This is a genomic window from Clavibacter sp. VKM Ac-2873 (genome assembly GCF_015351075.1).
In the GTDB taxonomy this organism is placed as follows: Bacteria; Actinomycetota; Actinomycetes; order Actinomycetales; family Microbacteriaceae; genus Clavibacter.
The window spans coordinates 1,047,946-1,060,679 of sequence record NZ_JADKRS010000001.1 but is presented as its reverse complement, the minus strand read 5'-3'; the positions used below and the strand labels follow the sequence as shown (position 1 = coordinate 1,060,679).

Below are 12,734 nucleotides of genomic sequence, written 5' to 3'. Positions count from 1 at the left end.
TCGAGGGGAACGCACATGGCTCTACACATGCCCAGCCGCAGAAGCCGGCTGGCGACCGCGACGGCCTTCGGGCTCGCCGCGGCGATCGTCGCGTTCGGGGGCACCGCGCCCGCGAACGCCGCAGCGGGGGACACGGCGGAGGCCGAAGGCCGCTTCCTGACCCTGACGAATGTCCCGCAGGTGGTCGCCCTCGATGGCGCGTACACCTCCTACGGACCCGGCGACACCGCCGCGCAGGTGGAGAACGCGCCATTGGACGTGGACGTCCTGAACGGGCTCGCGGACGCGCAGCTCTCCGCCGGCGTCACGCTCGGATCCCTCCTCGACCTCGACCAGGCGGCCGCGGCCGGCGCGTTGCAGCAGTACGCGTCCGCGGGACCTGCCGGCGCCACGGGCGCGGCCGGAGCCGTCTCGGACAGCGGCGCCATCACGGCGGGCCAGGGCGGCGGACAGCAGACGGTCATCGACCTCGGCTCGACCATCGCCTGGGTCGGCGCGCAGGACGCCCTCTCCGACCTCTCGCTGCGCTTCGGCGCCATCTCCTCCACCGTCACGTCGACGGGGACGGGGACGCCGACCTCGGACTACGACATCGCGTCGGCCGAGGCCGTGCTCACGAGCCCGCTCGTGACGGAGATCGCCGCGCGTCTCGCCACCGCGGTGAACGGCATCGCGCCCGGCATCGCCGGCTCGGTGGACGTCTCGGCCGCCACGGGCCCGCTCCTCCAGGGCATCCTCGGGGAGAACGTGCTGACCTCGACCCTCCGGGTCGGGACCCCCACCGTGACCGCCACGGCGAACGTGAACACGGTCGCCGTCGTGCAGGCCGCGCTCGCCCAGCCCCTCACCAACGCGGACGGGACGGTCTCGATCGACGTGTCCGCCGGCACCATCACGGTGGACCTCGACCGGATCGAGGCCCTCAACGACCGCGCGCCCGGCACCTCGGTGCTGAGCTCGGCGCTCCTGGCGGGCGCCGTGGACTCGGCCATCACGAACATCTTCTCGGACGTGCTGCCGAACCGCCTGGCGAGCGCCCTGCGCGCCTCCACCACGGTGAACGTGGCGGTCACCGCCCCGCTCACGACGGGCGTCCTCAACGCGAACGCGGGAACGCTCGGCGTGGACGTCAACCTGTCGCTCGACCGCCTGCTCGGCGGCACGACGGGCACGGCGCCCACCATCAGCCTCGCGCGCACCGCGCTGCTCCCGCCGCTCAACGCGACGGTGGATCTCACGCTGCTCGCGCCGCTGTTCGACGAACTCGTCACCGCGCTCCTCGGCTCCAACGCCACCACCTCGCTGCTGCCGGCCATCGGCACCGCGCTGACCGGCGTCAGCACGGGGGTCATCACCACGCTGGCTCCCGCCTTCCCGGTCGTCGACCAGGTGGTGGGCCTCACGGTCAACGAGCAGTCGCCCGACTCCTTCGTCGACGCGGACGGCGTGGACGCCGGATCCTCCTCGGTGACCGCGCTGCGCATCACGCTCCTCGGAGACGGGCCGACCGTCGACCTGGCCCGCTCGACCGTGCGCGCCGTGCCCGCTCCCGTCGCCGACGACGTGACCATCGCGACGCCGACGCCGAACCAGGTGATCGAACTGCCCGCCGGGGAGACGACCGTCGTCGTCCCCGTCAGCGGCACCGCCGACCCGGACGCCGAGGTCACCCTGACCGTCGGCGGGCAGACGGTCGGACCGCAGCAGGTCGGCCCCGGCAACGCGTACACGCTCACCCCGCCGGCCCTCCCGGCCGGCACCTACACGGCGACCGTCACGCAGACGATCGGCGGCCAGGCCGCGGGCTCCGAGACGGTGACCTTCACCATCGCCGCGGCCGCCACCGACATCACGATCACGACGCCCACCGCGAACCAGCTCTTCCTGACCACCGCGACGGACCCGACGGTCGACGTGCCCGTGGAGGGCGCGGCGGACGTCCGTGCCTCGGTGACCGTGACCATCCCCGGCCAGACCGCGCAGACCGAGCTGGTCGGAGCGGACGGCCTCTACGACGTGGCGTTCGCCGACCTCCCGGTCGGGACCTACACGGCCACGGCCACCCAGTCGATCGACGGCGTGGCCCGCGGGACGGAGACGGTGACCTTCACGGTCGGCGCCCCCGCCGCCGCGGTGACCATCACGTCGCCGGGTGACGACGACCAGATCCTCAGCGCCGGCACCGTGCCGACGGCGGACGTCCCGGTGACGGGTGCGGCCGACCCGCGGGCGAGCGTCACGGTGACGATCCCCGGCCAGGACCCGCAGACCGAGCTCGTCGGCGACGACGGGACCTTCGACGTGGCGTTCGCCGACCTCCCGGTCGGCACCTACACGGCGACCGCGACCCAGACCATCGGCGGCGTCCCCGCGGGGACGGACACGGTGACATTCTCGGTCGTCGCACCCGCCGTCGCCGTGGTCATCGACGCCCCGACCGACGGGCAGGACTTCCTGGTCCCGGCCGGCGGCAACGAGGTGGACGTGACGGTGGACGGCAGCGCGGACCCGCGCGGCACCGTGCTCATCGCGGTGACGGGGCAGACCCCGATCACGCAGGTGGTCGGTGACGACGGCCGCTTCGAGGCGACGTTCCCGGGTCTCACGGCCGAGGGCTACACCGTCACCGTGGTGCAGAGCATCGGCGGCGTCGCCGCGGGCTCGGACTCGGCCGACTTCACCGTCTCCATCGCGGGCGTCGACCAGGTCGTCATCGTGACGCCGGGTGACGGCGACTTCTTCCCGCTGCCGGACGGGGACACCACCGTCACCGTCCCGGTGACGGGCACGGCCGACCCCGCGGCGACCGTCACCCTGACGGTCGGCGACGTGACGACGGATCCCGTGGACGTGGACGACGACGGCGACTTCACGCTGGCGACCCCCGCCCTGCCCTCGGGCACCTACACGGGCACCGTCACCCAGACGATCGACGGCGTCGCCGTCGGCACCGACACTGTGACCTTCACGATCGGCGTGCCGGTGGTCATCGAGTCGCCGTTCGACTTCCAGACCTTCCCGCTCACGGGCGGGGCGACCACCCGGGACGTGCCGATCTCGGGCACGGCCGACCCCCTGGGGACGGTGACGGTCTCCATCGTGGGGCTCGACCCGATCACCACCGAGGTGGACGCGGACGGGAACTACTCGGTGACGTTCTTCGGCCTGGAGCGCGGCACCTACGAGGCCATCGCGACGCAGACCATCGGCGGGGCTCCTGCCGGCGACGCGACGGTCGAGTTCGACGTCGGCGTGGACGGCGAGGAGGGCACCGACTCCGACCAGGCCGCTGCGGTCGACGTGGACGGTGACGGCGCCGACCTGGACGGCGGCGTGGACGCGGATGGCGGAACGGACGCCGCCGGGGTCGACGCGGACGGGTCCGTGGACGCAGCGGGCACGGACGTGACGGATGCCGCGGGCACGGACGCGACCGACGCCGCGGGCACGGATGCTGCTGGGACGGACGCGACGGACGCCGCTGCCGGTACTGACGGCACCGATGCCGCTGGCACGGATGCGACGGATGCCGCGGGTGCGGACGTGGCCGATGCCGCTGGTACGGACGCGACGGATGCTGCTGGCACGGACGTGGCCGATGCCGCTGGTACGGACGCGACCGACGCCGCTGGCACGGACGCGACGGATGCCGCTGGCACGGATGCGACCGATGCTGCTGGTACGGATGCGACCGATGCTGCTGGTACGGATGCCGCCGGCACGGATGCGACTGATGCTGCTGGTACGGATGCGACTGATGCCGCTGGCACGGACGCGACGGACGCTGCTGGTGCCGACGTGGCTGATGCTGCTGGCACGGATGCGACGGATGCTGCTGGCGCCGACGTGGCTGATGCTGCTGGCACGGATGCGACGGATGCTGCTGGTACGGATGCGACCGACGCTGCTGGCACGGACGCCACGGACGCTGCTGGTACGGATGCGACCGACGCTGCTGGCACGGACGCCACGGACGCCGCTGGCGCCGACGTGGCTGATGCCGCCGGCACGGACGCGACCGACGCTGCTGGCACGGACGCCACGGACGCCGCTGGCGCCGACGTGGCTGATGCCGCCGGCACGGACGCGACCGACGCTGCCGGCACGGACGTCGCCGACGCCGCTGGCACGGACGCGACGGACGCCGCTGGTACGGACGTGGCTGATGCCGCCGGCACGGATGCGACCGATGCCGCTGGCGCCGACGCGACGGACGCCGCTGGCGCCGACGCGACCGACGCCGCCGGCACCGACGCCGCCGACGCGACCGACGGATCCACCGACGGCGTCGATGGCCCCACCCGGGCTGTCGTCCGCTTCACGGAGATCGTGCGCGGGAGCGGGTCGATGCAGATGGTCGACGCCTCCGGCTTCCGTGCCGGTGAGACGCTCAACGCGACGGTGTTCTCCACGCCGAAGCCGCTGGCGCCGATGATCGCGGATGCCGCTGGACGTGCGACCTTCATGTTCGAGATCGGCCCGGACTTCGAGCTCGGGGACCACCGGGTCGAGGTCGTCGGGGTCGACTCGGGCATGGCGGAGGAGATGATCACGCGGTTCCGCGTGGTGGGATCCACCGTCCCGGCGGGCCAGCCCGGCACGCCGATCAACGGCGGCGGCTACGGCGGCGGCTTCGGCGGCGGGATCCTCCCGGTCACCGGCGGCGACGGCGACGGGATGCTGCTGCTCGGCGGCATCGCGCTCCTGATGATGCTGACCGGCGCCGGTGCCCTGCACCGAGGCCGCAGCCGACGGGCGTGATCCGCTCGAGCTGAATGCGAGGAGGGCGGGCGGTCCGGCGAGAGCCGGGCCGCCCGCCGGATCCGCTCCCGGGCCCTCCGCACGACCCGCACGCCACGCACGACCCGCACCACGAAGACCCACCCGACGCACCAGGGGGACGGCTCACGATGACCGACACGACCCACCACGACCCGGACGTCGACACCGACGCCGAGGTCGATGACGCCGTCCCCGACGCGGACGCCACCGCCACGCCGCCGACCTTGCCGACCGCGGATCCCGCCCCGCCCGGCCTCACGCGCGCCGCCCGCATCGGCACGGCGATCGCGGCCCTCGTCGTCGTGATCTACGTGGCCACCTCGATCCTCATGGTCGTCCCGCAGGACGGCGCCACCCGCGCCCTCACGGCCGCCGCGCGCCCCTACTTCAGCCAGCAGTGGAACGTGTTCGCCCCCTCGATCCAGAAGACGAACCGCTACCTCGAGATGCAGGCCCAGTGGCGCGACGACTCGGGCACCCTCGTGAAGAGCGACTGGGTGGACATCACCCGCGCCGAGTACGCGGCGGGGGAGGGCCGGATCCAGTCCTCGCGCACCGTGAAGCAGAGCGCCAACCTGCTCAAGGCCTACACGGAGCGGTTCCGGGGCCTCACGCCCGAGCAGCAGGTGATCGTGCAGGACACCTTCATCCGCCGCGCCGACACCGACTCGGGGTTCGCGGCCAAGACGGCCGTCTCCCTCATCGACCAGCTCTCCGCGCTCGACGAGGGCAGCCGCGGGCGCGTGATCACGATGCTCCGCGCGGACTACGTGCTCAAGGAGTTCACGACCTACTGGGCCACGGCGTGGTTCGGCCGCGACGTCGAGCGCGTGCGCTGGCGGGTGGCGACCGAGCGCCCGAACGACTTCGCCCATCGGTCCGACGACCAGCAGCAGTACGAGAGGACCACGCGCACCTTCGGGTGGCGCGAGGCCGACGACGTGATCGACCCCCAGGCGCTGAGCGTCTACCAGGGGATCGTGGAGAGGTACGGACGATGAGCGCGAAGACGAAGGAGCCCACGTCGACCACCCGGTCGGTGGCCGCCGGTTCGTGGGCCGGCCGCACGACGGCCGTCCCCTCGGCGCGCGCCGCCCGCGTCCGCCGTCTGCTGCAGGACCGCGAGCTCCTGACGGCGCTGCGCCAGCCGCGCGGCTGGCCCCGCGGCATCGCGACCTGGATGACCGAGCGCGAGCACGCCACCTTCAGCTTCGCCGCGCTCCGCATCACCCTCGGCGCCGTGATCCTCCTGGTGCTCGTCACCTGCTTCGCCGACCGCCACTACCTGTGGGGCGTCGGATCCCGCTTCATCGACCCCGAGGCGTCCCGCCGCGGCTGGCTCCCGATCTTCACCGGCCTCTTCTCCAAGACCGACGCGACGCTCTTCGACCTGGCGTACCTCGTGCTCGTGGTGCTCGCCGCGCTGTTCACGCTCGGCTGGCGCACGCGCATCGTGACCCCGTTCCTCCTCCTGTTCTGGATCGGCCTGTCCACCAACAGCACGCTGCTCACCAACGGCGGCGACACCGTCCTGCGCCTCACCCTCTTCTTCGTGCTCTTCGCCGACCTGTCCCGCCACCTGTCGCTGGACGCGGTCCGGCGCCGCCGCGCGCTCGAGGCGGCCGAGGCGGGGATCGTGCGCCGGCGACCGGCGCGCCACGTCGAGGCGGCGCGGACGCTCGTTGACCGGATCCCGCGGCTCGTGCGCGTGCTCCTGCACAACACCGCGCTGGTGCTCTGCGGGTACCAGATCATGCTCGTGTACGTGAACTCCGCGATCCTCAAGCTGCAGGGGCCGGAGTGGCGCGACGGATCCGCCACCTACTACTCGCTGGTGATCGACGGCTACCGGCCCTGGCCGTGGCTGAGCGACCTGCTCGCGCAGGCGACCGTGGGCGTGGTGCTCGCGAGCTTCGTCGCGGTCGCCTTCCAGGGCCTGTTCCCGCTGCTGATCCTGTGGCGGCCGACCCGCGTCGTCGCGCTCCTGGTCATCACGGGCATGCACGTGATGATCGGGATCCTGCTGGGCCTCTGGCCGTTCTCGCTCGCGATGATCGCGCTCGACTTCCTCTTCGTCCGCGACGCCACCTGGCGTGAGGGGCTGGCGCTCGCCCGCCGCGTCCGCGCCGAGGCGCCGGGGCGGCTCCGCGCGCTGCGGGAGCGCCGCTCCTCCCCAGCCGCGCCCGCCGAGGTCCCCGCCGAGACCTGATGCCGGCGGCCGGACGGTCGGGGGTGCCCGGTATCCTCAGGACCGTGGTCACCGCCCTGTATCGCCGTTATCGGCCAGAGAACTTCGCCGAGCTCATCGGCCAGACGCAGGTGACGGATCCGCTGCGCACCGCGCTCCGCACCAACCGCGTCAACCACGCGTACCTGTTCAGCGGCCCGCGCGGCTGCGGCAAGACCACGTCGGCCCGCATCCTGGCGCGCTGCCTCAACTGCGCCGAGGGCCCCACCGACACCCCGTGCGGCGTGTGCCCCAGCTGCGTCGAGCTCAGCCGCGACGGCAGCGGATCCCTCGACGTGGTCGAGATCGATGCCGCGAGCCACAACGGCGTCGACGACGCGCGCGACATCCGCGAGCGCGCGGTGTTCGCCCCCGCGCGGGACCGCTACAAGATCTTCATCCTCGACGAGGCGCACATGGTCACGCCGCAGGGGTTCAACGCGCTGCTCAAGATCGTGGAGGAGCCGCCGGAGCACGTGAAGTTCATCTTCGCCACCACGGAGCCGGACAAGGTCATCGGCACCATCCGCTCCCGCACGCACCACTACCCGTTCCGGCTCGTGCCGCCCGCGCAGATGCTCGACTACGTGGAGCACCTGTCCCGCGAGGAGAGCGTGCAGGTGGCGCCCGGCGTCCTGCCGCTCGTGGTGCGCGCCGGCGGCGGATCCGTGCGCGACACCCTCTCCCTGCTCGACCAGCTCATCGCCGGCTCGGAGGACGAGAGCGTGGAGTACGAGCGCGCGGTGGCGCTGCTCGGCTACACGCACGCGGCGCTGCTCGACGAGGTCATCGACGCGGTCGCCCGGCACGACGCGGCAGGCGCCTTCGCGGGCGTGGACCGGGTCATCCAGACCGGTCAGGATCCGCGTCGCTTCGTGGAGGACCTCCTCGAGCGCCTGCGCGACCTCATCATCGTGGGCGCCACGTCGGCGGAGGGCTCTGCCGCCGTCCTCCGCGGCACCCCGGCGGACGAGCTCGAGCGCATGCGCGCCCAGGCCGTGGCCTTCGGCGCCGTCGAGCTGTCCCGCGCCGCCGACGTCGTCAACGCCGCCCTCACCGAGATGACGGGCGCCACCTCGCCGCGCCTCCACCTCGAGCTGCTGGTCGCTCGCGTGCTCGTGCCCGCGAGCGACGACACGCATCGCGGCGCCCTGGCCCGGGTCGAGCGCCTCGAGCGCCGGGTCGGCGTCGCGGATGCGGGAGCGGATCCGGCGCCTGCGCCGCCCGCGACCGTCGCCGCTCCCGCTCCCGCCGTCATCGCGGCTCCCGCTGCCGCACCGGCATCGGCCGCGGCTCCCGATCCGGCCCCTGTCGCGCCGCCGACGGAGACCGCCGCGCCCGCCTCGGCGCCGGATGCGTCCGCTCCCGTCCCGCCCTCGTCGTCGGGGACGAGCGCCGCCCCCGCTGAGGCGCCCGCGGCGGCCGCGCCGCCCGCGCCCGTGGGCCCGGTCACCTTCGAGCAGCTCCGTGATTCCTGGCCGTCGGTCGTCGAGGCCGTCGAGAAGGCCAAGCGCAGCGCCTGGCTCGTCGCCGTCACCGCCACGCCGCGCGCCCTCGTGGAGGACGTGCTCACGCTGTCCTTCGTCAGCGCGAACGACGCGGAGAGGTTCAAGGAGCGCGGCGCTCCGGGACAGGGCGTCAGCGACATCCTGCGCACCGCCATCCTCGACGTCCTCGGCATCCGCGTGAAGTTCATCGCCCGCGTCGAGCCGCACGGCGGTTCCGCGGCTCCCGCGGGCACCGCGGCCCCGACCGGCGGCGGATCCGCGTCGCCGGCGCCCGACGCCGCGGATTCGCCGGCACCCCGCGCGACGTCGGCAGCCCCGCGCGCGACGGTCGAGACAGCCGCCGCGTCGCCCGGCCCCGCGGCCCCGGCGTCGGCCCCGTCCGCGCAGTCGGCTGCGCCTACGACGCCCGTCCCGTCCGCGAAGCAGGCTGCGCCCGCGACGTCCGCTCCGTCCGGGAAGCCGACCACCACCGCGAAGACCACCCCGGCCGGTGGCGGATGGGCCACGGTGGCCATCCCCACGTCCGACCCCGGCGCGTCCGACGCTCCCGCGGTGCGCGCGCCCGCCTCCCGTCCCGAGCGTCCCGCGCCCGCCGCTGCCGCGCCCGCCGCTGCCGCGCCCGCCGCTGCCGCGCCCGCCACGGTCGCCCCGGCGGCACCGGTCGACGCCCCGCGCGCGTCGGCCTCGAGCGCGCCCGCCCGCGGATCGTCGGTCGTGCCCGACGCGCACGTCCCCGACTTCGAGGAGCCCGAGCCCGACGAGTTCGGCCCCGCCGAGCCCGGCTGGGCCACGGGCGGCGCGGCGCCCGACTCGGCACCGCCCGTCGCCCGATCCGTCCCCGCGCAGCGACCCCCCGCGTCCGCGCCGCGGTCGGCCGCTGCCGCCGGCGCCCCGGCCGCTGCCGCCCCGGCCGCGCCTCCCGCTGCCTCACCGCAGCGCTACGGCGAGTCCGTCGTCCGCGAGATCCTGCAGGCGAGCTTCATCGAGGAGAAGCCCGTCGAGCGCAAGGCCCGCCCCACCATCCGCCCCACAGGTCAGGACTAGCGCCGCATGTACGAGGGAATCGTCCAGGAGCTGATCGACGAGCTCGGCCGCCTGCCGGGCATCGGCCCGAAGTCCGCCCAGCGCATCGCGTTCCACATCCTCCAGACCGAGACGTTCGACGTCTCCCGGCTGGCCGAGGTGCTCACGGTCGTCCGCGACAAGGTGCGATTCTGCGCCATCTGCGGCAACGTCAGCGAGGAGGAGACCTGCGGCATCTGCCGGGATCCCCGTCGCAGCCCCGCCACCATCTGCGTGGTCGAGGAGGCGAAGGACGTCGTCGCCATCGAGCGCACGCGCGAGTTCCGCGGGCTCTACCATGTGCTCGGCGGGGCCATCAGCCCCATCGACGGCATCGGACCGGACGACCTCCGCATCCGCCAGCTCATGCAGCGCCTCGCCGACGCCACGGTCACCGAGGTCATCATCGCCACCGACCCGAACCTGGAGGGCGAGGCGACCGCCACCTACCTCTCGCGGCTGCTCTCCACCTTCGACATCCGGGTCACGCGCCTCGCCTCCGGCCTCCCGGTCGGCGGCGACCTCGAGTACGCCGACGAGGTCACCCTCGGCCGCGCCTTCGAGGGCCGGCGACTCGTGGGGGAGTGACCGCACGCCCCTTCGTCATGCGGCGGATCCGCGGAGGCCGCCCCCATATGATCGTGAGCCGGGCCGCCCGCGCCCACCCGAACCCCAGGAGTCGCCCGTGAGCCTCATCGTGCAGAAGTTCGGCGGATCGTCGGTGGCCGATGCCGAGAGCATCAAGCGCGTCGCGAAGCGCATCGTCGCCACGCGCAAGGCCGGCAACGACGTGGTCGTCGCCGTCTCCGCCATGGGCGACTCCACGGACGAGCTGCTCGATCTCGCGCACGAGGTCACCCCCATCCCCGCGCCGCGCGAGCTGGACATGCTCCTCACCGCGGGCGAGCGCATCTCCATGGCGCTGCTCGCCATGGCCATCAAGAGCATGGGCTACGACGCCCGCTCGTTCACGGGCAGCCAGGCCGGCATGATCACCGACGCGCAGCACGGCGCCGCCCGCATCGTCGACGTCACCCCCGGCCGGGTCCGCGACGCACTCGGCGAGGGCGCCATCGCCATCGTCGCCGGCTTCCAGGGCTTCAACCGCGGCACGGGCGACATCACCACGCTCGGCCGCGGCGGATCCGACACCACGGCGGTCGCGCTCGCCGCGGCCCTCGGCGCCGACGTCTGCGAGATCTACACGGACGTCGACGGCATCTTCACGGCCGACCCGCGCGTCGTGCCGCTCGCCCGCAAGATCGACCGGATCACGAGCGAGGAGATGCTCGAGCTCGCGGCCTCCGGCGCGAAGGTCCTCTACATCCGCGCCGTCGAGTACGCCCGCCGGCACGGCGTCCTGCTGCACGTCCGCTCCTCGTTCACGCACAACGAGGGCACCATCGTCTACAACCCCACGGATGGAGAGAATGTGGAAGAGCCCGTCATCGTCGGCGTCGCCGCCGACCTCAGCGAGGCCAAGGTCACGGTGGTCGGCGTCCCCGACGTGCCGGGCAAGGCCGCGCAGATCTTCACCATCGTCGCCAAGACCGGCGCGAACATCGACATGATCGTGCAGAACGTGTCGGCCGCCGCCACGAGCCTCACCGACATCTCGTTCACGCTCCCGAAGTCGGACGCGCAGCGGGTCCTCACGGTGCTCGCCGCCGAGAAGGACGAGGTCGGGTTCACCGGCCTCCAGCACGACGACCAGATCGGCAAGCTCGCGCTCGTCGGCGCCGGCATGCGCACCAACGCGGGCGTCTCGGCGCAGCTGTTCACCGCGCTGTCGGAGGCCGGCATCAACATCGAGATGATCTCCACCAGCGAGATCCGCATCTCGGTCGTCACGCGCGCCGACACCATCGACGAGGCCGTGCGCGTCGTCCACCACGCCTTCGGGCTCGACGCGGACGACGTCGCCGTCGTCCACGCCGGCACCGGCCGCTGACCCGCACCCGCCCGACCCGCACGCCCGCGCACGCCCGCGCACCGCAGGAGGAGACACCCGTGACCGACACCGCACCCGCCGGACCCGCCGCCCCCGTCCCGGAGACCCCCGGCCTCCGCGTCGGCGTCGTCGGCGCCACCGGCCAGGTCGGCGCGGTCATGCGCCGCCTGCTCGAGGAGCGCGCGTTCCCCGTCGCCGAGATCCGCTTCTTCGCCTCGGCCCGCTCGGCCGGCACGACGCTGCCGTTCGCCGGCCGCGACGTCGTCGTGGAGGACGCGGCGACCGCCGATCCCACGGGCCTCGACATCGCGCTCTTCTCCGCGGGCGCCACCACCTCGCGCGCGCAGGCGCCCCGCTTCGCCGAGGCGGGCGTGCTCGTGATCGACAACTCCAGCGCTTGGCGCATGGACCCCGAGGTGCCGCTCGTCGTCTCCGAGGTCAACCCGGAGGCCATCGACGACGCCCGCCGCGGCATCATCGCGAACCCGAACTGCACCACCATGGCCGCGATGCCCGTGCTCAAGGTGCTGCACGAGGAGGCCGGGCTCACCCGCCTGGTCGTCAGCACCTACCAGGCCGTCTCCGGGTCCGGCCTCGTCGGCGCGGAGGAGCTCGCGGGCCAGGCCGAGGCCGCCGTCGCCGCGGGCCCCGAGGCGCTCCGCCGCCTCGTCCACGACGGTCGCGCCGTCGCGCTCCCCGAGCCCGCCGTGTACCAGCGCCCCATCGCGTTCGACGTGATCCCGCTCGCCGGCAGCATCGTCGACGACGGCCTCTTCGAGACCGACGAGGAGAAGAAGCTCCGCAACGAGAGCCGCAAGATCCTCGGGCTGCCGGACCTCCTCGTGAGCGGAACGTGCGTCCGCGTGCCCGTGTTCACGGGCCACTCGCTGTCGGTCAACGCCGAGTTCGCGTCGCCCCTGAGCGTCGCGCGCGCCATCGAGCTGCTGTCCACCGCGCCGGGCGTCGAGCTGTCCGACATCCCCACGCCGCTCCAGGCCGCGGGCACCGACCCCAGCTACGTCGGCCGGATCCGCGCCGACGAGGGCGCGCCGGATGGCCGCGGCCTCGCCCTGTTCATCAGCAACGACAACCTCCGCAAGGGCGCCGCGCTCAACGCCGTGCAGATCGCCGAGGTCGTCGCGGCCCGCCGCTGATCCCTCCCCCGTGGCGTTCGTGAGGGTGGCCGTACCACCGACGGCCGTCC

Annotated in this window: 7 protein-coding genes; all 7 read left to right on the top strand. The window is 73.6% G+C overall.

Going from position 1 to position 12,734, the window contains the following annotated elements; translation table 11 throughout:
• Positions 1-27 precede the first annotated feature (27 nt).
• The 7 genes from ITJ44_RS04880 to ITJ44_RS04850 all read left to right on the top strand — a co-directional run bounded on the left by ITJ44_RS04880 (position 28) and on the right by ITJ44_RS04850 (position 12,684).
• On the top strand, positions 28-4,761 hold the full coding sequence (locus ITJ44_RS04880) for a choice-of-anchor G family protein (protein ID WP_228494492.1): 4,734 nt from the start codon (positions 28-30) through the stop codon (positions 4,759-4,761).
• A gap of 149 nt (positions 4,762-4,910) precedes the next feature.
• Positions 4,911-5,783, top strand: a complete 873-nt coding sequence (locus tag ITJ44_RS04875; RefSeq protein ID WP_194633599.1) for a DUF5819 family protein — start codon at positions 4,911-4,913, stop codon at positions 5,781-5,783.
• Positions 5,780-6,991, top strand: coding sequence for an HTTM domain-containing protein (locus ITJ44_RS04870; RefSeq protein ID WP_194633598.1), 1,212 nt, complete (start codon positions 5,780-5,782; stop codon positions 6,989-6,991). Before ITJ44_RS04875 ends, ITJ44_RS04870 begins: the two co-directional genes overlap by 4 nt.
• 44 nt (positions 6,992-7,035) lie before the next feature.
• Complete coding sequence (locus tag ITJ44_RS04865) at positions 7,036-9,561, top strand: DNA polymerase III subunit gamma and tau (RefSeq protein ID WP_194633597.1); 2,526 nt, start codon at positions 7,036-7,038, stop codon at positions 9,559-9,561.
• A gap of 6 nt (positions 9,562-9,567) precedes the next feature.
• On the top strand, positions 9,568-10,167 hold the full coding sequence (gene recR, locus ITJ44_RS04860; protein ID WP_012297640.1) for a recombination mediator RecR: 600 nt from the start codon (positions 9,568-9,570) through the stop codon (positions 10,165-10,167).
• A 97-nt stretch (positions 10,168-10,264) separates the two neighbouring features.
• Positions 10,265-11,530 carry an aspartate kinase gene (locus tag ITJ44_RS04855; RefSeq protein WP_015489607.1) on the top strand — a complete coding sequence of 422 codons (1,266 nt, stop codon included), beginning with the start codon at positions 10,265-10,267 and terminating at the stop codon, positions 11,528-11,530.
• A 59-nt stretch (positions 11,531-11,589) separates the two neighbouring features.
• Complete coding sequence (locus ITJ44_RS04850; protein ID WP_194633596.1) at positions 11,590-12,684, top strand: aspartate-semialdehyde dehydrogenase; 1,095 nt, start codon at positions 11,590-11,592, stop codon at positions 12,682-12,684.
• Positions 12,685-12,734: the final 50 nt, after the last annotated feature.

Coding starts and splice junctions, on each gene's coding strand:
- ITJ44_RS04880 (WP_228494492.1), top strand. CDS start 28: ATGCCCAGCCGCAGAAGCCGGCTGGCGACCGCGACGGCCTTCGGGCTC.
- ITJ44_RS04870 (WP_194633598.1), top strand. CDS start 5,780: ATGAGCGCGAAGACGAAGGAGCCCACGTCGACCACCCGGTCGGTGGCC.
- recR (WP_012297640.1), top strand. CDS start 9,568: ATGTACGAGGGAATCGTCCAGGAGCTGATCGACGAGCTCGGCCGCCTG.
- ITJ44_RS04875 (WP_194633599.1), top strand. CDS start 4,911: ATGACCGACACGACCCACCACGACCCGGACGTCGACACCGACGCCGAG.